Below are 24,375 nucleotides of genomic sequence, written 5' to 3' on the forward strand. Positions count from 1 at the left end.
GACAGAAATCTAAATTTTTTAATAAGATTTCATCGTCCCGCCTCGGCAAAGCTGACTAGAAAATAGGCTACAAGAGCTGAAGCTCTTCGATAAGAACGCCTTGTCTTCATAAATGAAGTAGTAGTTCTTTAAAAGCTTGATATAAGCGCATTTTCAATTCAGCCAGTCACTGCCAATGTAAAAAATGAGTCTGAGACATGTAATTATGTCCCAGACTCTCTTTTATTAGTAAAAATTTTTAATATACTTTGTTTTAAACAGGTGTATCTTATAACTATTAAAAAAACCTTTCCGCTGAATTGATCTTCGGAAAGGTTAAACTTTATATGAATTGCACTACAAAGATCAAAATAATTACTACAGGTAAAATAAATTTAATTAAGTAATACCAAGGTATAAATAATCTCATTTTATCTTTACCAAAATGTGCTTTCAAATCATTTTTATCTAATAGTTGACCAACAACTAGCGTTGTTCCTAATGCTCCCAATGGCATTAATATATTCGAAACTAAAAAGTCCATATTATCAAAAATAGTACCCGCTGCAAATTGTATATCGCTTAAACTTCCAAAAGATAGTGTGGCGGGAATACTAATTATGAACACTAATATACTTACGTAAAATGCAACTGGTTTACGCTTTGAATTATCATTTTTTGTGAAGTTCGAAACGTTCAATTCTAATAGTGAAATTGAAGAAGTAAGTGCTGCAAATAAGAACAAGATTAAAAAGATTAGGTAAAACCCTTGTCCATATGCCATTTGATCAAATACCTTTGGTAATACTTTAAAAAGTAGCCCAGGCCCTTCTGTTGGACTGTAGCCGAATGCCGAAATCGCAGGAAATATAGCTAAACCTGCCAAAATTGAAACTAGTATATTCATCGCTACAATAGAAATTGCTGAAGTCTTAATAGTCATTTCTTTTGAAGCATAGCTCGCGTACGTAATCATGCCCGTTGTTCCTAAGGATAATGTGAAGAAGGATTGGCCAAGTGCAAATAAAACACCCTCCATAGAAATATCTTCTAGGCGTGGTTGTAAAATATATTTTAGTCCTTCAAATGATCCTTCAAGTGTTAAAGATTTGATAACAATAACAATTAAAAAAATAAATAATAGTGGCATCATAAACTTAGAAGCTTTTTCTAAACCTTTTTCAACACCCATCATCACAATAAACATCGTTAACAATATAAAGATGCCTTGCCCAGTAATCGTTAAGAAAGGATTACTAATAATAGATTCAAACTGTATATTTCCTAATTGATCACCATTAAGAGTTAATATTTGAAGCGCAACATTAAATATATAAATGATAATCCAACCGCCTATCACACTATAAAACCCAAATAGTATGAATACAGCTAAATTACCGTTCCATCCGATAACGTTCAACCATTTTTTCTTTGTTAGCTTTTCATAAATTACAGTTGTATAAGTCTTACCCATCTTACCAACAGTAAATTCCATCATTAATAGAGGTAGTCCCACAACTATCGTAAATATTAAAAACATTAATAAAAATCCGCCCCCGCCATATACACCAGCCATATATGGAAATTTCCACATTGCTCCTAATCCTATAGCAGATCCAGCACTTGCTAAAATGAAGCCCGTCGATGACTTCCATTGTGATTGTTTACTCATAATTTTACATCCTTTGTATTTTACAAAACTTTATTGCGTTAAAGCGTTTTAGTAATATAGGAATTACTATAACATTTTTCAGTGATTGTCTCAATATAAATTTCATTAGATAGTGTGCACTATGTACCTTAAGACAAAACATGAAAGCGTTTTGTCTTAAGGTACATTTTATGACGTTTATAAAACACAATACTTTTAATATTGAAAATTATCTGACATCTTATTGAATTAATAAGTAATGTATGTTAAAGTTGCTTGTGTTTTGTGCAAGTAAATTTCCTTTAAATCGAGGTATTAGAAATGAACAGACTCATCTTAATTTCTGGTCTAATGTTATTCTCATTTTTCTTTGGAGCCGGAAATTTAATATTTCCACCTATGTTAGGTTATACAGCTCAAGAAAACATGTGGATTTCTATGACTGGATTCGCTATAACAGGCATCTTATTGCCTTATCTTACTGTAATCGTCGTAGCTTATATGAATGGCGGTGTTGAAAGTATCGGTAACAAAGTTCACCCTATTTTTGGGACAATCTTTGCTATCTTAATTTATTTATCTATCGGGGCATTATATGGTATCCCGCGTGCTGCAAACGTTGCATACGAAATTGGAACAAATCATGTTCTACCAGTACATAACCATTTTACATTAATCGTATTTTCAGTCATATTTTTCCTAGTTGTTTATTTTATCGCATTATATCCAAATCGTATTATAGATAATTTAGGTAAATATCTAACACCAATTTTAATACTTATTATAGCTATTTTATGTATTTTAGTAATCATAAATCCAGAAGGTTCAATTGGCCAAGCAAGTGGTGATTATGCACAAACTCCACTCGTATCAGGGGTTTTAGAGGGGTACTTCACGATGGACCTTGTGGCTGCGCTCGCCTTTTCTGTTGTGATCGTGCAAAGCTTCAAAATGAATGGCGTCACCGATCAAAAAACACTCGTTAAAAACGTAATTAAATCTGGTTTGATCTCTGCTATTTTACTATTAGTCATCTATTTTGCACTGGCTTATGTAGGTGCTACAACCACTCAAGCTGGCTTCAAAGATGGCACTGGAATCTTAACATTTAATTCGCTACGTGTATTTGGTTCATTCGGTAATCTATTGTTTGGCGTCATCGTTATATTGGCTTGCTTAACTACTTGTGTCGGATTAGTAAATGCATGTGCGGCCTTTGCGATGAAAAAAATACCGAAAATATCATATAAAATTTTCGTGCTTATCTTTTCATTATTAGGCTTTTTAGTTTCAACGTTAGGTTTAGAACTGATATTACAAATTGCAGTACCATTGTTAACGTTTATATATCCAACATCCATAGTATTGGTGCTCATTTCATTAGTAAGTATTTTCATTCCATTTGAAATGAAATTTGCGTTTATCATCCCTACTATCGTGACTTTAATTATTTCGGTATTACAGATACTCAATGATTTCAAATTATTCCAACCACTGAATGCGTTATATCAATTGTTACCACTCTCTGATATTCAATTAAGTTGGCTCATACCATTTATAATCTTGCTTATCGTTGGATTGATCATAGATTTTTTCTTAAAAAACAAACCAGCAAAATCGTTATAAATCCATTGTGTTTCTATACAAGCGAACGGGATATAAATTTAATTTCCTTGTCTAGACTTTTCTTATTTCGCTGTATGATCGTTTGTCATGAGTAGTTTTACTAAAATGGAGATTAAGAAAACAAATTTATTTTGGTTATATTTTTATAAGGGGATGGCATGTTGTATGGATAATTTCAATGATTTTTTACAAACTATAGATAATGATAAACACAAAGAAACAATGGTTGATATTTTTAATTGGATTTCGGAAACATTTCCTAATCTCGAAACAACCATAAAATGGAACCAGCCTATGTTCACAGATCACGGTACTTTTATTCTTGGTTTTAGTAAAGCAAAACAACACTTTTCAATTGCACCTGAAACGAAGGGCATGACTGAATTTAGCGAACATATAGCTATTGCTGGGTACTCACAAACGAACAATCTATTTCGAATAAAATGGAACCAAGAGGTCGATTACACATTGTTGAAAGGCATGATTCAATTCAACATTGATGATAAGGCCAGTTGTTCAACATTTTGGAGAACTTAAAATTTAATTTCATTTTTGCCTCAAAGTCATAGCTAAATATGTAAAAAATGATGGCTTCTACTATATTTCAGTAGAAGCCATCATTTTATTTATCTAGAGCTTATATCTCAACATTTTTTCTTGCTTAACATTTAATAATCTTCGAAAAATGCAATAACATCTTGTTCTACTTCTATATGGCCTTCACCATAAGTCATTAAGTGTTTGGATGGCCCATAACCTTGCACTTCTTTTTGTTCATGTGTAATACGATCATAGATATAATGCGCGCTCGTTTCATAAGCATCATCATCTTGTTCACCATATTTGATAACAATGGGCGCAGTTATTTGGTCTAATTTTGACATCACATCTTCAACTACGATTTGAAACTTATCAAGTCCTAGTGCATAACGATCAATATTTTCAATTTGTTGCGCTACCTCAGATTGTTCTAAGCCAATCAGCGCTCCCATACGTTGACCATAATAGGTTAATCTACCTGAGAGACCGGCATCACTTTTTCGATATGGTGTAGACATAATAGCTATTGCATCTATAGATTGATGTTCTGCCAATTTGAGCGATAATATACCACCTAATGATATACCACAAACACTAATACTTGAATAACCTTTATCCTGTAAAAATTGATAACCATCTAATACATCTTGCCACCAATCTTCAATATCATAGGCCATCAACGCATCTAACATTAAACCATGACCTTTGTATGCGGGAACATAACATGTGAAACCCGCTTTATGTAATTTAGTAGCTAATAATTTCACATCGCGTACCGTACCTGTGAATGAATGTAATAACAATATAGCCCGTTCCGCTTCATTATTTTCCAAAAATATTGGGTTTGGTGCCTTAACATTTATCATCTTTTGTCACTCCAAAATTTAGATTCATTATTTATTGTAATTCAAATTCATAAAGCGTACAAAGCATATAAACTAACCCTCTTCTTATAAACAATTATCCCCTTCAAAGTCCGACACACTTTCGTGTAACTTTTGAAGGGGATATATTAATAATTCATTAACATTTATAACTTCTCTTAGCTTTTAATTATTGGTTCATATCAAAGAATTGTAATTCATATATTGCTTTTTCATCATATGCATTAAAAGTACCAATTTTACCGTTTAAATGTATTTCTTGTGTTTTTCTACTTACATTATGCTGATAAGTTATTCTCACATTTAAATCAGATTCATAGCCGTTATTCTTAATTGTACTTTCAATTTCCGAATAAACATCTTTATTAATCGGTAACAAATAACCTTCTTTACTAGGTAAAATATTAACATATTTTGTTTGCAAGATATCTTGATTACCAAGATAGATTTCGATTTTTATATTTTTAGCAGCACCGCCACCTAAGTTATATAATTTCAAAAAATCTTGATCTTCGTCACCATCAATAGCAGTATTTCTTAATTTTAATTCGTCATGGTCTCTAGTAATCAGGATTTGATTAAAACCGAGCGCCGGTAAAAAACTGATTTTCATTTGGTACAATTGCACACTGACTGAGATAAAGTAAAATAGTGCCATTATAAATGTACCAAGTGAGCCAATCGCCGAAATAATATTTATCATAATTGTAAACCTCCATTGTTTTTTATTTAAGAGGCAGGATATGCATTATAACATATTTTAAACTCAAAAAAATAACGAGCCACCAAAAGGCAGCTCGTAACTAAGAGGAAGTCTGTTAACATGCCCAAGGGCATATTACAGACCTGCCTCTAGTTATCATGCCCTTGGGCATGATAACTTATTATACAATGAACCTTTACTTTTTACAAGCCAATATATATTTTAAATTTTATAAATGTTTTTAGCGTTTACAATTGTATGATAATATTATATTTATAAAATATTATTTAACATCCATAGGAGTTGTCATATGTATAGTTCAAATCAAAGAGCCATCTCATTTTTAAAGATAACTACACTTTCTACTGTATGCTTTTTAACTTTTTTCTTTTATCTAACTTTATCTCCTAAAGCGATTTACGCCAATGATTTATACACCTCAATGACTGAACTTATGGCGGATACTGAAGAAGGTAATGACTGGGAAATAGCTTATAAAAACAACAAGAGCAGCGCCCTTATTGCAGCAATACATGGAGGTAATATCGAACCTGGAACTACCGAAGTAGCAAAACTAACTGCTGCTATGGGGGCCTATAATTACTATAGCTTCCAAGGCATTCGTTCAACGAACAACGCAAGTTTACATGTAACTTCAGTTAACTTTGATGAACCTATTATAGAAGATATGCAACAACAAGTATCAAATTCCGTCATGATTCATGGTGCAAATGGCGATGCACCTATCGTTTATATTGGTGGCAAAGATGATGACTTAAAAGCGTCTATTGAAGAACAATTAGAGATTAAAGATTTCGACGTACAAACATCGCCTAGTCATTTAGAAGGTGAAGCTGACGAAAATATTGCCAATAAAAATAATAAAAATGCAGGTGTACAGTTAGAATTAACGACTGGATTACGACAATCCTTTTTTAACGACCTAGATTTAACTATGAATTCTAGGCAAGATCAAAGTAATTGGAGCCTTGAAATGTATGACTTTGCTCAAGCAATACAAACAGCAATACATGAACAAGAATAATTTTTCATATGCTAAAATTATTTATTAGAATATAATATATATTGACATAATTTATAGAAAATGAGGTTAATAATATGGATGATTTGAAAGTAAACAAAAGATTAATTATGACCCCTGGCCCCGTGAGTGTAGATCCTCGTGTGTCTCAAGCAATGTCTAATTCAATTTTAGGTCAATTTGATTATGAATTTATAGACATTATGAATAAAACTATGGAACTCATTAGAAAATCCTTTTTAACAAATAATAAATGGTCATTTCCTATCGATGGTACAAGTCGTGCTGGGTTAGAGGCGGTAATCGCAAGTATCGTCAAACCAGGAGATACGATACTTGTACCAATTATTGGTAGATTTGGCTACTTATTCACTGAACTTGTCACTCGTGCAGGCGGCATCGTACATAATATTCAAAAACCGGTGGGTGAAGTTTTTGATCAAGCAGAAATTATAGCCGCTTTAGACACCGTGAAACCGAAAGTACTTGCAATTGTACATGGTGAAACTTCTACTGGTCGCTTACAACCGATTGATCAGCTTGGTCGCGCTTGTAAAGAACGTGGTATTTATTCAGTAGTTGATGCAGTAGCAACATATCAAGGTATGGTTATCCCAGTGGATGAGTGGGAACTTGATTCTGTCATTGGTGGCGCTCAAAAATGTTTATCTATCCCTTCAGGCATTACACCAATTACATTTAACAAAAGATTTAGTGATGAAATCAACAAGCGTAAGCGTGTCGAACTAGGTATTCGTTCAAATGAAAATACTGAACAAGATACTTTTATACGCAGTAATTATTTAGACTTAACACAATTGCAAGATTATTGGAGTCCTAAACGATTAAACCACCATACAGAATCAACTACGTCTATTTACGCATTATACACAGGCTTAAAATTAGCATTAACAGAAGGTATCGAAGTCCGTGCCAAACGTCATGCATATCACCAAGAAGGCTTGAAATCCGCATTAAAAGTATTAGGTTTAGAAATATTTGGTGACGAAACAAATGAAATGAAAATGATCATTTGCGTAAATATACCAGAAGGCATTGATGATAATAAATTTAGAGAAGGCCTATTAAAAAATTATGGTATTGAAATTGCAGGCTCATTCGGTGAACTTCAAGGCAAAATTTGGAGAATCGGTATTATGGGTTATGCTATTGAAAAACAAAATATTCTAACGTTTTTATCTATATTTTCACTTTATCTGGCACATCAAGGCGTACAAAATCTAAATTCAGAAAAAGCCATCGATACACTATTAACGTATTATTCATAAAACTAGAACTTACGAAGGTTAACATTCAAGAAATTTGTGACTTAAACATTTCATAAACATAAAAATAAACCAAGTGCTATTTTTAGCACTTGGTTTATTTTTATTTTAAGCATTTCTCTATCTTTTTTTAAATTTTTAGCTATGCAATGATATTGATTTTTAATTGTATCGCAAAATTTTAAATCTTCGTTGACACACCTTAACCACTTTATCATACATGTCTTTTTATCTGTTTAATGTAAGTCATTGATTTGCACCGACGACTGCTCTATTTAAAATTAATCATCTTCAACCACTCTACTTTTAGCGGCTGGGTAACCAAAAATAAAGAATAATACTGACATGACAATCAATGAAATAATACCTGAGTCCCAACTTCCTGTAGCATCATGAAGATAGCCAATCAAGAATGGTCCAACTGCAGCAATTAAATAACCTATAGATTGACCAAAACCAGATAATGAAATACTTCCATCACTTGTACGCGCTCTAATAGAGAAGAATGTCATACATAAACTGAAACATGCACCCATCGCTAAACCAGCAATGATGATACCAATAATAAGTAGTACTAATGATTGCGTAAAGAATAGGCTGAAGCCCACTAAGAATAGTACTGTAATAATCACTACTAATATACGTTGATCTTTCAATTTAGATGCAATTATTGGAAATGTAAAAGTCATCGGCACTTGAGAAAATTGATTTAACATCAATAAATAACCTGCCGTTGATGGATCCAATCCTCTATCTACAAGTATGGACGGGACCCAAGCTACAACTGTATAGAATACCATCGATTGGAAACCCATCGTTAACGCAACCATCCACGCCAATTTAGATTTAGTAATAGCCACTTTTTTCGGTCTATTTTTTTGAATTTCTGCTGCTGTTACTTTTTCTAATTTAATTCCTTTTCGTGATTTAGGTATCCATAGAATAATAGCAATTATTGCAAAAAGAATCCAAAATGATAAAGATAATCTAAACCCTAAAGTTGTAATTTCTGATAATGGAAAACTTAAGCCCCCGCCTAATCCAGCAGTAAAGTTCATTGTTCCACTATAAATACCAGTAGCTAGACCAATTTGCATAGGGAAATACCATTTAACATAACTCGGTAACACTACATTACCAAAGGCAATAGCGATACCAAGAATGAGCGTTCCAATTAAAAATAAAGTGAAATCTCCTGCAACACGTAAATATAGTGCAATAATGAGTAGTATCGTAGAATACAATATCGTACGAGACATTGTTAATCGAGAAGTTACTTTTGAAACGAATGGTGAAACAATTGCAAAGATAATCAGCGGTATCGTAGTTAAGATGCCAGCAACACTGTTATTGATTTCCATAACCTGTTTAATCTCATCAACTACAGGACCAACCGAAGTCAGTGGTGCACGTAAAGTAGAAGCAATAAAAACGATTGCTAATATCACACCCCAATTATTATTAACTTTATTTATGCTATAGGGGTCAGTCATCTTATACCACCTTTCTTAAACTTCTTTTTATAATAAAAAAATGAGAAGCGGAACAAAAACCTAACTTTTAAATAAGATTTCATACTCCCGCCTCTGCAAAGAGGACTAAATTATTAAACCGCTTGTATACAAACACATTTAATAGTCAGTCACCTACTGTGTTCTATATGTTTCCCCACTCAAGAAGCATATACCATTTTATTTATGTTTTCATTTTCGCACGTTACTTTTATTATTAGTTAACTGCTTCTGTTGATGGCTCTAACAAAATTCGTGTTCCTGCATTTCCTGCTAAAGCATCGATAGCATCATCTAATGAACAAATAATAGATTCTTTACCCATTTCAGCAAATTGAATTGCTGCTTCGATTTTAGGCAGCATACTTCCTGCGGGGAATTGTCCTTCATCAACGTATTGTTGGGCTTTCTCAACAGAAATTGTTTTTAATTTCTCTTCATTTGATTTTCCAAAGTTAACACATACATTTGGAACATCTGTTAACATTACAAAAGTATCTGCACTAACTTGTTCTGCTAATTTCAAACCTGAACGATCTTTATCGATAACTGCTTCCACACCGTGGATATTGCCATTGTCATCTTTATAGACAGGAATACCACCACCACCTGAAGAAATTACTACTGCTTGATCAATCAGTGATTTGATTTGCTCAACACCATGAATGACTAATGGTTCTGGAGAAGGAACGACACGACGGTACCCTCTACCTGCATCTTCCACCATTACAAAACCATGCGTTTCTTCTAATCGTTTTGCTTCTAATTCGTTAAAGAATACACCGATCGGCTTAGTTGGATTACTAAATGCCGAATCATTTTTATCTACTTCTACCATTGTCAATAACGTTACTACATTACTATCAATATTTAAAGATTTCAAATGATTTTTTAATGATTCTTCCATCATATACCCTATAAAACCTTGTGATTCTGCATTACAAGCATTAATTGGCAAAGGTTCAACAATATTTTTTGCTGCTTCGTTTTGAGCAATAATATTTCCTACTTGTGGCCCATTACCATGTGTAACCACGATATTGTAACCTTGCGCTTTTAATTCAGCCATTTTTCTTGTAGCTGAATATACGTTATTATATTGATTTTCGTATGTCGCTTCTTGCTTTGGTTGAAGAATCGCGTTCCCACCTAAAGCTAATACAACACGCTTACTCATACGTTCCACTCCTTAAGGTTGATGCTACAAATATGCCGTACAATGTATCTTTCCCAGATGATGACCCTACTTTTAATAGTTGATTCATATGATACACGGTTGGTTTATGTTGCAACACTAATATTTTCGAACTAAACAACCCTTTTAAGGCACTCTTTAAAAATGTCGTAGCAACTAATGTAGTTAATGGTTCTTTAATTAATTGCTGTATGATTTCTAAATTTTGATCAAGTATAAAAGGATTCATGAAATGCACAAATAGTGTGCCAGTTAAGATATCATCACCAGAAGGCGTTAATCCTTGCCCTCTACCGATTAAATAGCGCAATGATGATTCAACCACCGCTTTATCATCTTGTTTTAACACATTAATGATTTGCTGCATTTTTAAATAGGAGAAATCACCCTGGTCATACTCTGAAAAGTTATATGTTGTTATATTACGAATCAATAATGCCAAATCAATTTCAGATTCAACGCTACTTGTATGTAACGGTTGATTCCGCCAAACTAACTGACATTCATCATTAATGAAAATTGCATTTGCAGTTACTTTAATTTGTTGATTCAAAGTAATATTTGCTAAAAGTTGACTTCTAGTCTGATGATCTACAGTGATACCAAAGGGAAAAGTCCCATTGTCATCACTGCCTATAAATATAATTGTCTGATCACCATTTACAATATTAAATCCTTTTTTAAAAATACTATGCACATAAAATATTTGACGATGTTCTAGTATTTCCTGGGCAATCTCTCCAACAGTACTGGCTTGAAAAATCACGCTTTAAACCCTAATTTTTCAGCGTATGCTGAAATAGCTTTTTCAAAACATTCTATTGGTGGGTGTACAGTACCAGCACCAATTTGGCCGTAGCCTGCAATTTTATGCGCAATACCTGTATTGATAACTGGTGTAATACCTGTTTCCACAACTTTACGCGCGTCTATGCCTAAACATGTACCTCTGAAATTCCATGTAGGAATTGCAAAGTTAGGATTTTCACCGATACAAATTTCAGTCATTTCATTACTGATTTCTAGAGCGTCATCAAATCCACCTGTACCAATGAATCTTGTTACTGCAGGTGCAGCAATCATTGCCATACCACCTACACCGATTGTTTCAGTAATCGCAGAGTCACCAATATCTGTATTCGCATCATCTGCAGAATAACCTGTGAAATACAATCCTTGTGGTGTATTTACTGGTGCAGTAAACCATTGATCACCCATCCCAGCGATGCGGACACCGAAGTTTTCACCATTACGACATAGCGCTGTAACAACCGTACCATGTTCGATTTGGCGAGCAGCATCCATCATTGCTTTACCTGTAGCCATAGCAACATTAAGAAAGAACTGATCTGTATCTGCTAAGAATTGTAGTACTTCCGTACGTTTTTCTGCTTCTACATCTTCTAATGAAGAGATAATTGGTGTCACTTCTTTTAAAAATGCTAATGAAGCAGCAATATTACGTTGATGGAATTCGTCTCCCATCGCAATTGCTTTCGCTATAAGAACGTTAACGTTTAAACCATCACCCATTTGTTTTAGCGCTTTGCTAAGTACAGGACTTAATACATCTTTCATCCAATGTAAACGATTAACTACTGTTTTATTGTAAGCGCCAAAACGTAACACCGCACCGATACCTTCGTTCATTTGACAGTAAGCTTCATTACCAGTTTCTCTATTTTCTACTACTAAAACTGGCATGTTTGCTGAAGTTATACCGCCCATTGGACCAACTGCTTTAACATGATGACAAGGAATAAAGTTAATTTTGCCATTTTTTAATAATGCACGTGCGTCTTCCTCATTGCTTGCCCATCCTTCAAAAAGAATGGCACCTATACAAGAACCTTGCATTGGGTCTGTCATATTTTCATATTGAATTGGTGGTCCAGCATGTAATAGTACGTGATCTGTAAGTTCAGGAATTTTAGATTTCGCAGGAACTACATCTACTAAAAATGGTGCTGCAGCAATCATTTTATCTATAACTGCTTGGTTTGCTTCATCTATTGTTTTATAAGCCATGTTATACTGTCTCTCCTTCGAAGTTATTTAAATATTGAAGTATTTTCATTAATTTTTCGTCGCCACCCGCAATTGGACGCCAGTTAAACTGTACAACTTCTGCACCACTGTCTTGAATTGCTGCTGTAAAGCTTTGTAGACCAATGTTAATTACACTTGGTGTCATATTAATTAAATTCATCACTTTTTCATCAACAGTTAAATCTACTTTCTCTACTTCAAAAGTTTTAGTTTCACGACTTGGTTGAGTGACAGTACTGCCAATAATGTTTAACGCCGTACGAACCATTTGATCATTTGTTTCACAAACTATGGCTCCAGCCATTTCTAAAGTATTGATTTGTGCTTGATAATCTTGATAATCATGTTCTGTACCAACTATAGTTGTTAATACCGCTAAAGAACGTCCTTCTTCTTGTACTTTTTGAAGAATACCTTTAATCGTTGGTGCTAGTTCACTCGCCATATCATCGTGACTACCATAGCCAATAACGTTATCTAACATGATTACTGCTGTAGATGGATCATCTGATGACGTTTCTAACATCTCGATACGTTTTGACGGATCAATCATTGGATGTGGTCTACCTTGTGTATAGATATCATCACCTAAATCAATGATTTCATGATTACCACCTTTATATGAAAAGCCTTCTGGTATTTCACCATTAGAATCATCACCTAAAGTATCTTTCACTAACATAGCTGCTTCAGATGCTAATGTACCTCCAGAATAGTAACCTTTGACACCATTTTGTTGTGCAGTTAAATTCACCGAAACACCTTCTTTGAATTTTGGTTTAAAATGCGGTGTTTCGTCATTTGAAAGTTGCACAGAAACACGTGCTGCTTCTTCTAATGTGTACGCGTGATAAATGTTTTCTTCAGTATATGTAGGTTTAGAACCTAAGAATAAAGTAACGATTGGTTTATCAATATTACGTAGTACGTTCAACACTTTCTCTTCTACTTCTTTAGCAGGTGGCTTAGAAACCACAGTTATCACTTTAACTTTTGAGTCTGAGTTTAAAGCTTTAATGCTATCTAACATTGTGATTGCGCCAACTTCAGTTGATAAATCGCGTCCACCAGTACCTAATGCATTTGTTACGCCTTTACCTTCTCTATCGATAATTGTTGTAACTTCTTGAATACCTGTACCTGAAGCTCCTACAACACCGATGTCACCTTCATTTACTGTATTGGTAAATGCAAGTGGTAAACCATGAATAATACCTGTCCCACAGTCAGGCCCCATGACTAATAGTCCTTTATCATGCGCAAGTTCTTTTAAACGTACTTCATCTTCTTTAGCGACATTGTCACTAAACATAAAGACATTTAAATTGTGGTTCAAAGCATTTTCAGCTTCCATTGCAGCATACTGCCCAGGAATTGAAATAAGTGCAAGATTAGGATTATTGGCCAATTCTAAAGCACGCTTCCAATTTGAAGCTTCATCTTGTTTTTGTGATTTTGCATCGCTATCATTTTCACCTTTTAATTCTGCTTCAACTTCTGCATTAACTTCTTTTACTTTAGCTTCATCCTCTGTATCCACAACGATGACAATATCATTTGGTTTTGCATCTTCTAATTCTGATGTTCCTAAACCAGATGATTTAAATATATCTTTGTTAGCAGGTGTGCCCATCATAATTGATACTTGATTCACACCATCTATAGCAGATAATTTATTTGATAATAACATTAATACAATTGAATCTTGATACGTGTTTTCTTTTATTATTGTGTATAACATATTATGCCTCCATTATTATTCTGCGAATCTATTCTTTCCGTGGTAACGATCGTAATGCACATCATCTGAGATTAAATATTCATAGATGTCATCAACAATTTCGATGCCTTCTTCATCGTATTTATCGCTACGTAAGCGACCACGTTCACCTGGATAGAAGATTTCTCCAAATCCTTCTGCAGCAGGTTGTTCTTTTAATTCATTCAACATTGTTGAAATACGTATTTTAAATTGATCTAAATCAGTAAAAAAAGCTGGATTAATTACAATATGTAATTGACCTAAGTCTCGTCCTTTTGTTAAATCTTTGTACATGGATGATACGTGAACACCATGTGGCACACCTAACAGGCTACCTGACAAGATATCGACCATCATCATTAATCCATAACCTTTAGGTCCAGCTACTGGTACTAGTGCATGAACATCACTTGCGTCAGTAGTTGGTTCACCTTGCGCATTAACTGCCCATGTATCTGGAATAGATAAGTGTTTCGCTCTCGCATCAAGCACTTTACCCCATGCTTGCACTGTAGTTGCCATATCAAATGTAACGATGCGATCATCATTTGAAGGTGCACTAAATGCAATTGGATTTGTTCCGAAATATGGTTCTGTACCACCAAAAGGAACAACCATTGGGTCTGATTGACACATACTAATTCCAACCATATTTTCTTTAGCTGCCATTTCTACGAAGTAACCCAGTGCGCCACTATGGGAAATATGTTTCACACCAACTACTGCGACACCGCTCTCTTTAGCCATTGCAATTGCTTTTTCCATCGCTTCTTTCGCTGCTTGATGACCTGGACCATTGTCACCTTCAAATACAGCGGCTGAAGGCCCAGTTTGTTCAAATTGATAGTTTGGATTTGCTGTAATACCACCTTTAGCGATTCGTTCTGCATAATACTCAACTCTAACTGCACCATGAGAATGAATACCTCTGTGATCTGCAAATGTCAGTACGTCCGCAACGTCTTTTGCAGCACTTTCATTCAAGCCAGCCTTTACTAATTTATTTTTCATAAGTTCAAATAATTGTTCTTCTGATAAACGCACACTAAAACCTCCTGTCTTTATATTCAATTTCATGAAAATATATCTTCTTTGTCCACCTTTTATGCATTAAAAAGGAAGCTACTTGGGCGCATTCGAATTAACTTTAAACGTATGTCATCATACATTTCATGAAATTATCCCATTTCGCTTCCTTTAGTTTTAATTTAATATATCTTATCTGATATTAAATATTCATAGATGCTTTCAGCGATTGGAATACCACTTTTAACATAACGCTGTTTAACTTCTTCTTGAATTTCTCCAGGGTAGTACACCTGATCAAACCCTTGTGCTGCATTTACTTCATGCAACTCATTAACCATGTCCGAAACTTTTTCTAAAAATAATGTTTTATCTCCAAAGTATGCTGGATTAATAACAATATGAAATTGTCCTAATCTGCGATATTGGCTTAAATCTTTATACATAGAAGTAACATGTTTTCCAAATGGTAATCCTAATAAACTGCCAGCTAAGATATCTACCATCATCATGAGTCCATAACCCTTAGGTCCAGCAACAGGTAACAATGCTGCCACCTCGAATGGATTAGTCGTAGGATCACCCTGACTATCGACTGCCCATGTATCAGGGATTGTTTTATGTTTAGAACGTGCGTCTAAAATTTTCCCCCATGCTTGAACAGTTGTTGCCATATCGAACAAAATTGGCTCACCAGATTGTCTTGGTGCTGCAAATGCAATAGGATTTGTGCCAAAGTATGCTTTCGTACCACCAAACGGTACCACCATTGGATCAGATTGACAGACTGTGATTGCAACCATACCTTTTTTAGAAGCTTGTTCTGCAAAATAGCCAATGGCACCACTATGACCCATTTCTTTAACTCCTACCATACCAATACCACTATTTTCAGCCATCGTAATAGCTTTTTCCATGGCTTGATATGCTACATAATGACCCACTGCATTGTCTCCAAAATAAGTACCAACTGAGGGACCAGTTTGCGTAAATTCAAATTGGGGTTCCAAATTATAACCCTTTTTCGAAATGCGCTCGGCATAATACTGCATACGTACTGAACCATGAGAATGGATGCCACGTTCATCAGCAAATATCATAAGGTCAGCAGTTTTATCTGCTTGTGTTTCAGGAAGGCCAGCTTGTTTCAATTTTCTTTTGAAAAGTTCACGTAATTTATCTCTTTCAACGTATACTAACGTCTCTTCTTCCATTATTAACAACCTTTCTTAAATTTCAATATCTCTGTTAGCATCTTTTGAATAGATATATTCAAATGGCTCATCTAAGCCTACTGCATATGTTGCTTGAGGTGCATATGCTCCCATAAAGATATAGTCGCCTTTATCAACTGGTAACCAATCATTGTCTAAGTTATACATGCCGCGTCCACTTAATACATAAGCACCGTGTTCTTGTACATGCGTTTCGATATAACCATGTGATGCACCAGGTTTAAATGATAAAATATGAATATTCATATCATAGGCAAGCTCTTTTGGTAAAAGGTCCAAAATCTTAACTTCTTCCATGCCTTCATAAGGTTCTTGAACCATTTCATTCACATTTCCTGCAACCACTTCTGGTGTATAACCTTCTAATGGTTGGTAACGTTTTTTATATAAAAACACTCTACTATCATTGTTTTGATTACTATTTTCAAATGTCATTACTTGATGTGATGGCACATATAAGTATCCGCCTGCACTTAATTCATATTTTTTATCGTCTGCATAAGCGTTGATATGACCATATTCTACATAGATAAATGTTTGAACGCCGTCCCCTCCAAAGCCTTGTTTATTACCACCTTGGTTTTTTAATGTCACTAAATAATCAACAAAACGCGCACCTAATCTTGGTGATCCCATAATTGTTACATCGCAATCTTCAAAACCTGGAACCACATTATTCACTAAACCATCTGGTGTAATAACTGCATAATTATCTTTTTTAATTACCGAACGTGTTTCTAATAAACCTTCTCTATAACCTTGATTATGATTTAAGTAACCCATAAAAACATTTCTCCTTTTCTCTATTTAAAGTTGTCATTTCAAATTTTCATTAAAATTTAATTATAAAATCTGTCTATTTAATCAGTATTTGCTGTTTTAGTGAATGATGTCTTACTACTATTCCTCATAAGCAAGTTGATATAGTACTTGTTTCAGCACTTCTATACCTTTAACCAAATCTTCGATGTTTGTTTCTTCCGTAACGTTGTGACTTATGCCATTAATCGAAGGGACAAACAACATTGCTGTCGGAATATATTTTGCGAATATTTGAGAATCATGACCTGCGCCTGAAGACATTATCTTGTTGTCTTTCGCACCAACGACTTGTTCAGCTGCCTTTTCTACTTCGTTGACCAATCTTTCGTCCATCATTGTTGGTGCTTCATCCATCCACAAATTAATGTCATATTCGACACCTTCTTGTTCTGAAACTGTTTTAATACAGCTATCAATCGTCTTCGCAAATTCATTTAATTCATCTTGATTGATATGTCTACAATCAATTGAAAACGTTACTTCACCAGGCACAACATTTACTGTATTTGGTACAGGATCAACACGACCAAAAGTAATAACCAGCGGATCGCCGATTGCTCTTGCTTTATCTGTTAACTCTGTTGCTATTTTACTAAAAGCAACAACCGCATCTTTTCTTAAACCCATCGGTGTAGTACCTGCATGATTCGCTTCACCTTTCAAATGAATAGTGTAACGTTTTTGTCCTACGATGCCATTTACAACACCTATAGCTTTTTGTTCAGTTTCTAGTACTTTTCCTTGTTCAATATGTACTTCAATAAATGATTTAATATAACCAAAATCATTGTCTTCAATGCGGTAATCAAACCCAGCTTTATTCATCGCCTCTTTGAAGTTAACCCCTTCACCATCAGTAATCGCATCAACGTCTTCACGCTTTGCTAAATTAAAGAAGTTTTTACTTCCCCAAAATGCACATGGGAAACGACTGCCTTCCTCTTCTGCTAATGCTAATAGTTCCAGAGAACGTAGTGGCTGACCATAATCTGCTTTCAATGACTGCATCGCGACTAACGCTGCCAATACGCCAAATTGACCATCTAAATGTCCACCCTCAATTACTGTGTCAATATGAGAACCAGACATGATTGTTTCTTCAGGGTATTTACTACCTTCAATGCGCCCCTTTAAGTTACCAACGCTATCGAAACGCGTTTCGAACCCTTCAGTTTCTAATGTACGTTTTAATTCATGTACAGCATTTGACCACTCATCTGAATATAGTAAACGGGTAATACCGCCACCATCTAATCCACCGAATGCAGTGAATTTTTTATCTAAAGCTTCAAAAGAAGATCGTATGTCCATTTAATTCAACTCCTTTTTCATTTCACAACTAATTATAAGCGTTTACATTTTAGTTATCATTCACATTTCTAACAATTATCGTTAAGACTTTTATTCGATTTATACAAATACTTCTAAATATTTCTTTGAGATACTATAGTTAGCAAATTCTATATAAAGGGGGATGATAAGTTTGTCTCAATATCATTCTGAAATGATAACTGAGGATGGGTTCACCTTACCTTTTACAGTTATTGAAGCAAAAACCAATAGTCCAAAAGGCATTATCATTTATTTTCATGGTGGTGGATTAATCTTTGGTGATGCCCATGACTTAGCACAGCCATACATTGACGTACTATCACAAAATTTCCATCTCGTTCTGGCCTCTTATCGTCTCGCACCTGAAAGTAAGATCAATGTAATCATTAGAGATGTTTTACTACAATACGATACTATTAAACAGCGTTATTCGTCATTGCCATTATTTACATTTGGTCGTTCTGCAGGTGCTTTTTTAGCAATGTTAGTCTCTTTACATCGTCCAGTTGATGGCATTCTTGATTTTTATGGTTATTGCCGTGTACATGTACCATCGTTTTTACGCCCAAATGCTCAGTATCAAACATTATCCTCTAAAATCACGCCTGATATAATTAATCAGTTAATTCAAAACAAACCACTAATCTCAGGACCTATGCAAGTCAGATACCCTATTTATATACATGCACGCGGAGAAGCTAAATGGTTATATTATTTAGGTATTCAGACTTCAACTCAAAGTGATTACAATATTTCGCCTCAACAATTAAAAGGTTTTCCGCCAATGTTCATTGTACATTGTAAGAATGATCCCGATGTACCCTACACTGAAAGTGAACATATCTATCAAAACGTGAGTAACTGTCAAATCGAATCTTTAAATTTCAATCAACACGATTTCGATAGAGTAGTAAATGAAACCAATATTAGTTTATATAAAGGAGATTGTTTATAGTGAATTTACAAAATGTTTTAGATAATTTTCAAACGTTTAATAATTTTGCTCGAAATGAAAAAAATGGTGGTATTAATCGTATTGCCTTTACACATCCAGAGAGACTAGCCGCATTAAAATTTTCTATGTTGTGTCAAAAAGCTGGATTAGATGTATATTTTGATTTTTTCGGGAATGTCATCGCACGTAGAGAGGGTAAGAACCCTTCTTTAAAGCCAGTAGTTTTAGGATCCCACATTGATACTGTAAGAGACGGCGGCCAATACGATGGATTGCTAGGTGTATTGGCCGCACTAGAGGTTATTGAACATTTAAACAAGCATAATATAGAAACAGATCACCCAATTATTGTGATTGCTTTTGCTTGTGAAGAATCAACAAGATTTAACGAAGCAACTTTAGGAAGTAAATATCTGACAGGTGAAATGACCAAATCTGACATGAAATATATTAAAGACAACGAAGGCAATGTGCTTTATGATGTCGTTGAACCTTTGTCCCAAGATATGCATGGTAAGGCAGCACTATTTGAACGCAATGAAATCAAGGCATTTTTAGAACTGCATATTGAACAAGGACCTATTCTTGAAAAAAATAGCAAAGATATTGGCATTGTTACAGATATTGCTGCACCTCACCGTTTCAAGTTAAAGATTCAAGGTGTGATAAGTCACTCTGGTTCCACGCCTATGCCGATGAGAGTAGACGCACTAACTACGGCGTCAGAAATCATTTTAAGTGTTGAATCAATAGGACAAACCTATCATGATCAAGGCATTGTCACTACAGTTGGTTATGCGAATGTCTATCCAAACACGATGAATGCTATCCCAGGAGAAGTGACATTATTAATTGATATTCGCGGAAAAAATCTAGAAGTACGAGAACAAGTAGTATCAGAAATCCAACAACATATTCAAACTATTGTTAACAAACGTAAAGCAAGCTATCATTTAGATGATTTAGGACAAGATCAACCGCGTAGTTTCAACAAAAAGATGGCTCAAATCACTGAACAAAGCTGTCTTCAATCTGACTTTAGTTTCCGTTATATGTATAGTGGTGCAGGTCACGATGCTATGAACTTCGCATCAATTTGTCCGACAAGTATGATATTCATCCCTTGTAAAAAAGGTATTAGCCATTCTCCAGAAGAATCCGTCACAGAACAACAAATCGCTAAAGGAATTCAAATATATATTGATACAACAATCGAGTTAGCTAATCTAGAAGTAATACTAGATAATTAAAAACGCTCTCTTAAATTAAATGGTTCGTCAATTTCCGAATAAGTATGTAAAACGTAATTAAAAATGCAAAATAAAACCCAATTTTCTCTATCAAAGATTAAAGGTTATTTTTTGAAAATTATATCTTTGAATGAGATACTTATTATAAAAGTGAAAGTATGATTATTGAATCTTTTTTAAATACAAAATTATAAAGGTTGATATCAATGACGGAAATTTGTTTTATCAGACACGGCGAAACAGATTGGAATATAGCAGGAAAATTACAAGGCAGAACAGACGTGCCTTTAAACCATACAGGCGTTAAACAAGCCGAAGTTTGCAGCCAAATTCTAAACAATTCAGAATGGGATATTATCATCACAAGCCCATTAGCTAGAGCAAAAAAGACAGCTGATATTATTCAGCAACAACTAACTATACCTTTGATAGAAATGGACGCATTTATTGAAATTTCATTCGGTGATGCTGAAGGATTATCATTAAAAGAGCGTATAGCGTTATATCCCAATCGACTTTATCCAAACAAAGAACAAGCACACGTCGTAACCAATCGTTTTCTTAATGGGATAAATTCAATTATCGAACAATACAAAGATCAAAAAATCTTAATTGTCTCTCATGGCGCATTTATTAAAGCAGTATTTTCTTACTATTCTAACGGAGAAATAAGTACTGATTCACCAAGACTGTCTAATGGCAGTCTAAGTACCCTTAAATTAACAAATGAACAAGCCACAATTTTAAATTATAATGAAGCGGCACACTTGCCATCGCATTCTTCACTAGGGAAAATGTAACCTCCCTTTGTAATTATTATGAGTGGTGTCGTTGTATAGTAATTACAATAGTTAAATAAATTTTATATCTTTTACGGTTAATCATAATTTTTTGTTATGATTAACCGTTTTTTGTTATAAAGTGCCATGACAATATTTTAGAGCAGTAAGTAGATTGAATGAATGAATGTAGCATTTTAAAAATAATCCGAAGAAAATTTGTGAAATGTGAACTCTATCTAAAAAGAAAACGTATATTTATTGAGTGAACTTAAAAGGGGGCTAGTTGTGTAAGCTTATTTGGGATTTAATTTGGTAGATAAAATCCCATAAGAATTAAGGTTAGACAACAAGAATTACTTTAAAAATTTAAAATAGGGGTGAAGCTTTATGAATAAAAAAATATTAGTATTATCATCAACAGTCGCAGCTACAGGACTTTTAGTAGGAGCAGGAAATGCCGTAATTGGAAATAACACTGCACATGCGGACACAATGAATCCTCAAGAAAATAATATGAACAACAATATGCAACAACAAGCCATGCCAATGGATCAAGGCATGAATGACATGCAAGGTAATATGAACAATAACGATATGACAATGGATCAAGGCATGAATGACATGCATGGTAATATGAACAACAACGATATGCCAATGGATCAAGGCATGAATGACATGCAAGGTAATATGAACAATAACGATATGACAATGGATCAGAGCATGAACGACATGCATGGTAATATGATGAAGGGCAATATGGAAGAAGCTATGATGCCATATTATAATTATACTGGCTACACAACATACGATGGTCATTTTACTCAAGATTATGATTTTGTAAGAGCGTTAAAATACGATAATGTAATGATTGATGGATACAAAGTTAACACTGCAACAAACGATAAAGATGTAGCTACAAGTAAAAAAGTGAATGACACAATGATTGATATGAATAAAGATGGCCAAGTCGTAAATATCACTTTTGATACTAAAGCAGACACAGTAAACAAAACAATGTTCAAAGAAGCACATATGTCTAACCATATGTCTGATGAAGGACAAACAGAAAACGGTTCATATATGACTTATGAAACAAATAATGGTATGTATACAGCACACTTCGACGAACAAGGTTATTTAATGAAAGTAATGATAAATTAATAAACAGTAAAAAAGGACCTGCTTATAGGTCCTTTTTTACTGTTTATTAATTTAAATAACATCCATTTGTAGTAATTCTTCTATATATGATTGATCATCATGGTCATACCTGTTGCCTTTAAAGTTTTGTGGTTCATTAATACCCGTGAGGAGGATAACTTCATTATTGCTGTCTGTAGCATATAGCAACTCTCGTATACCTTCTTTTCTCGAACACCCATTTAAAACCACGCTTTTTTTATAACTGTCAGGTAAATGTTGATTCATAAATTTAATAATGAGTTTAGGATCTACATATCCCACTTGCTCTGCAGCCAACATTAACTTATGCACTCCAGCAGGAAGCTCATCGACAGTCAAAGCAATTTTATCAAACCCTCTTAAGCCTATACCAGTAATCATAGTATTTAATTTTTTACCTATACCGTCTGTATAGTCTAAAGCATTGCTTACTGATTCTCTAACTGCTAAAGCTGTATGCGCAAAATCTAAAATAATCGTATATGCACCTATATCAATAATTTGAAAACGATGTAAAGGTGAATCAATCACATGAGATGCTTGAATAATGGCTTCGACATCGAAATCCATTTTATGCAATGCAAAAATACTCGTTGCTAAATTAATGTAGTTATGCCCGCCATGAAAAGTCGGATTAACACGATACTTTGCTCCATTGATGACAATATCAATATGACTATTTTTCGCATGATATTGATAATATGTTTCTTCTTGATTTGAAAAATATAAATCATCTTTTGCTATAGATCTATATTCAGTCGTGTCCCAGTTCACTATATTCGCTTTACTTAAATCATCCAACTTTAACTTAGCATTTAAATAGTTTTCCATTGTGCCATGATATTCAAGATGTTCTGGGCTAAAGTTAGTAAATACTGCTAACTCATTTTGAATGAAGTCTATGCGTCTTTGTTCTAAAGCAATAGAGGTCGCTTCATAAACAATATAATCGTAATTTTCACGGTAAAAATAATCTATGATTTCTCCCATTTCAAAATACATCGGCGTCGTTTGTGTCGTATGGTTAAATTTCATTTTGTTATAATGACTATCGAACACGCCCATCGTACCAATGATTGCTACTTTTTTACCTAACTGTGTTAATAAATTACCCATCATATGACAAGTTGTTGTTTTGCCGTTTGTACCCGTAACTGCAATGAACTTTAATGCGTCAATAGCGCTTCCATAGTATAACTTCACTAATTGATTAGCCACATTAGGAAAATCATTGATATAAATAACAGACATATTAAATTCAAAATCTTTAAATGTAGACGGAGACGCATCAGTAATCATAATCAATGGTTTCATTGCATTCGCGCGTTCCGCATAATGAACCGTATTGTCCGAACGCTTCAACATAAATATTGTGTCTTGCTGAATATCTTGATACATTGACGTAATTTTTTCACAGGTCTTATCTGTACTCACTTTTACGTTTAAAGAACGCTTAACTATACTTTCTCCAATTGTAAATAGTATATCTTCAACGGTTATTTTCATTATATTCACCCAACATTTATCGTTTATTTTATAATACTTAAATATGTATATTAAAAA

Annotated in this window: 21 protein-coding genes; 8 read left to right on the plus strand and 13 right to left on the minus strand. The window is 34.2% G+C overall.

Annotated features, from left to right (window positions below):
- Nucleotides 1–322: 322 nt before the first annotated feature.
- The gene (locus tag ACA31_RS01285; protein ID WP_172793144.1) at nucleotides 323–1,654 is read right to left on the minus strand and encodes a sodium-dependent transporter; all 1,332 of its coding nucleotides are present in this window, start codon (nucleotides 1,652–1,654) and stop codon (nucleotides 323–325) included.
- A gap of 297 nt (nucleotides 1,655–1,951) precedes the next feature.
- Here ACA31_RS01285 and brnQ point away from each other — a divergent pair, with 297 nt between their 5' ends.
- Both brnQ and ACA31_RS01295 read left to right on the plus strand, forming a co-directional pair.
- The gene (gene brnQ, locus ACA31_RS01290; protein WP_057511582.1) at nucleotides 1,952–3,256 is read left to right on the plus strand and encodes a branched-chain amino acid transport system II carrier protein; all 1,305 of its coding nucleotides are present in this window, start codon (nucleotides 1,952–1,954) and stop codon (nucleotides 3,254–3,256) included.
- Between the two features lie 165 nt (nucleotides 3,257–3,421).
- The gene (locus ACA31_RS01295; protein WP_057511583.1) at nucleotides 3,422–3,793 is read left to right on the plus strand and encodes an iron chaperone; all 372 of its coding nucleotides are present in this window, start codon (nucleotides 3,422–3,424) and stop codon (nucleotides 3,791–3,793) included.
- Nucleotides 3,794–3,924: 131 nt separating this feature from the next.
- Here the strand turns inward: ACA31_RS01295 and ACA31_RS01300 are convergent, their stop codons facing one another.
- Together ACA31_RS01300 and ACA31_RS01305 are read right to left on the minus strand one after the other, a co-directional pair.
- A complete protein-coding gene (locus ACA31_RS01300; RefSeq protein WP_057511584.1) occupies nucleotides 3,925–4,662 on the minus strand; it encodes an alpha/beta hydrolase in 738 nt (245 codons plus the stop codon).
- 187 nt (nucleotides 4,663–4,849) lie between these two features.
- Nucleotides 4,850–5,383, minus strand: a complete 534-nt coding sequence (locus tag ACA31_RS01305; protein WP_057511585.1) for a hypothetical protein — start codon at nucleotides 5,381–5,383, stop codon at nucleotides 4,850–4,852.
- Between the two features lie 310 nt (nucleotides 5,384–5,693).
- Between ACA31_RS01305 and ACA31_RS01310 the strand changes: the two genes are divergently transcribed.
- Both ACA31_RS01310 and ACA31_RS01315 read left to right on the plus strand, forming a co-directional pair.
- Complete coding sequence (locus ACA31_RS01310) at nucleotides 5,694–6,428, plus strand: poly-gamma-glutamate hydrolase family protein (protein ID WP_057511586.1); 735 nt, start codon at nucleotides 5,694–5,696, stop codon at nucleotides 6,426–6,428.
- Between the two features lie 74 nt (nucleotides 6,429–6,502).
- The gene (locus ACA31_RS01315; protein WP_057511587.1) at nucleotides 6,503–7,714 is read left to right on the plus strand and encodes a pyridoxal-phosphate-dependent aminotransferase family protein; all 1,212 of its coding nucleotides are present in this window, start codon (nucleotides 6,503–6,505) and stop codon (nucleotides 7,712–7,714) included.
- Nucleotides 7,715–7,992: 278 nt separating this feature from the next.
- On the opposite strand, the gene ACA31_RS01320 is transcribed toward ACA31_RS01315, so the two are convergent.
- The 9 genes from ACA31_RS01320 to allC all read right to left on the minus strand — a co-directional run bounded on the left by ACA31_RS01320 (nucleotide 7,993) and on the right by allC (nucleotide 18,622).
- Entirely contained in the window at nucleotides 7,993–9,204 is a 1,212-nt protein-coding gene (locus ACA31_RS01320; protein ID WP_057511588.1) for a CynX/NimT family MFS transporter, read from the minus strand.
- A 235-nt stretch (nucleotides 9,205–9,439) separates the two neighbouring features.
- On the minus strand, nucleotides 9,440–10,399 hold the full coding sequence (arcC, locus tag ACA31_RS01325) for a carbamate kinase (protein WP_057511589.1): 960 nt from the start codon (nucleotides 10,397–10,399) through the stop codon (nucleotides 9,440–9,442).
- Nucleotides 10,392–11,183 carry a DUF2877 domain-containing protein gene (locus ACA31_RS01330; RefSeq protein ID WP_057511590.1) on the minus strand — a complete coding sequence of 264 codons (792 nt, stop codon included), beginning with the start codon at nucleotides 11,181–11,183 and terminating at the stop codon, nucleotides 10,392–10,394. The genes arcC and ACA31_RS01330 overlap by 8 nt, the downstream gene beginning before the upstream one ends.
- Complete coding sequence (locus tag ACA31_RS01335; RefSeq protein ID WP_057511591.1) at nucleotides 11,180–12,445, minus strand: DUF1116 domain-containing protein; 1,266 nt, start codon at nucleotides 12,443–12,445, stop codon at nucleotides 11,180–11,182. Before ACA31_RS01335 ends, ACA31_RS01330 begins: the two co-directional genes overlap by 4 nt.
- A 1-nt stretch (nucleotide 12,446) precedes the next feature.
- Nucleotides 12,447–14,207, minus strand: coding sequence for an acyl-CoA synthetase FdrA (fdrA, locus tag ACA31_RS01340; RefSeq protein WP_057511592.1), 1,761 nt, complete (start codon nucleotides 14,205–14,207; stop codon nucleotides 12,447–12,449).
- Nucleotides 14,208–14,222: 15 nt separating this feature from the next.
- On the minus strand, nucleotides 14,223–15,305 hold the full coding sequence (allD, locus tag ACA31_RS01345) for an ureidoglycolate dehydrogenase (protein ID WP_441296188.1): 1,083 nt from the start codon (nucleotides 15,303–15,305) through the stop codon (nucleotides 14,223–14,225).
- 131 nt (nucleotides 15,306–15,436) lie between these two features.
- Nucleotides 15,437–16,468 (minus strand): ureidoglycolate dehydrogenase, encoded by a 1,032-nt coding sequence (gene allD, locus ACA31_RS01350; protein ID WP_057511594.1) that lies wholly within the window; start codon nucleotides 16,466–16,468, stop codon nucleotides 15,437–15,439.
- 15 nt (nucleotides 16,469–16,483) lie between these two features.
- Nucleotides 16,484–17,272 (minus strand): (S)-ureidoglycine aminohydrolase, encoded by a 789-nt coding sequence (gene allE / locus ACA31_RS01355; RefSeq protein ID WP_057511595.1) that lies wholly within the window; start codon nucleotides 17,270–17,272, stop codon nucleotides 16,484–16,486.
- A gap of 117 nt (nucleotides 17,273–17,389) precedes the next feature.
- Nucleotides 17,390–18,622 (minus strand): allantoate deiminase, encoded by a 1,233-nt coding sequence (gene allC, locus ACA31_RS01360; RefSeq protein WP_057511596.1) that lies wholly within the window; start codon nucleotides 18,620–18,622, stop codon nucleotides 17,390–17,392.
- Between the two features lie 172 nt (nucleotides 18,623–18,794).
- On the opposite strand from allC, the gene ACA31_RS01365 reads away from it, so the two are divergent.
- The 4 genes from ACA31_RS01365 (at nucleotide 18,795) to isaB (ending at nucleotide 22,791) form a co-directional block, all read left to right on the plus strand.
- On the plus strand, nucleotides 18,795–19,598 hold the full coding sequence (locus tag ACA31_RS01365) for an alpha/beta hydrolase (protein ID WP_057511597.1): 804 nt from the start codon (nucleotides 18,795–18,797) through the stop codon (nucleotides 19,596–19,598).
- Nucleotides 19,598–20,848 carry a M20 family metallo-hydrolase gene (locus ACA31_RS01370; RefSeq protein ID WP_057511598.1) on the plus strand — a complete coding sequence of 417 codons (1,251 nt, stop codon included), beginning with the start codon at nucleotides 19,598–19,600 and terminating at the stop codon, nucleotides 20,846–20,848. The genes ACA31_RS01365 and ACA31_RS01370 overlap by 1 nt, the downstream gene beginning before the upstream one ends.
- Nucleotides 20,849–21,054: 206 nt before the next feature.
- Entirely contained in the window at nucleotides 21,055–21,648 is a 594-nt protein-coding gene (locus ACA31_RS01375) for a histidine phosphatase family protein (RefSeq protein ID WP_057511599.1), read from the plus strand.
- Nucleotides 21,649–22,017: 369 nt separating this feature from the next.
- On the plus strand, nucleotides 22,018–22,791 hold the full coding sequence (gene isaB / locus ACA31_RS01380) for an immunodominant staphylococcal antigen IsaB family protein (RefSeq protein WP_057511600.1): 774 nt from the start codon (nucleotides 22,018–22,020) through the stop codon (nucleotides 22,789–22,791).
- A gap of 51 nt (nucleotides 22,792–22,842) precedes the next feature.
- On the opposite strand, the gene ACA31_RS01385 is transcribed toward isaB, so the two are convergent.
- Nucleotides 22,843–24,318 carry a Mur ligase family protein gene (locus tag ACA31_RS01385; protein WP_057511601.1) on the minus strand — a complete coding sequence of 492 codons (1,476 nt, stop codon included), beginning with the start codon at nucleotides 24,316–24,318 and terminating at the stop codon, nucleotides 22,843–22,845.
- Nucleotides 24,319–24,375: the final 57 nt, after the last annotated feature.

It is taken from the genome of Staphylococcus sp. NAM3COL9, from assembly GCF_001431205.1.
Taxonomy (GTDB): domain Bacteria; phylum Bacillota; class Bacilli; order Staphylococcales; family Staphylococcaceae; genus Staphylococcus.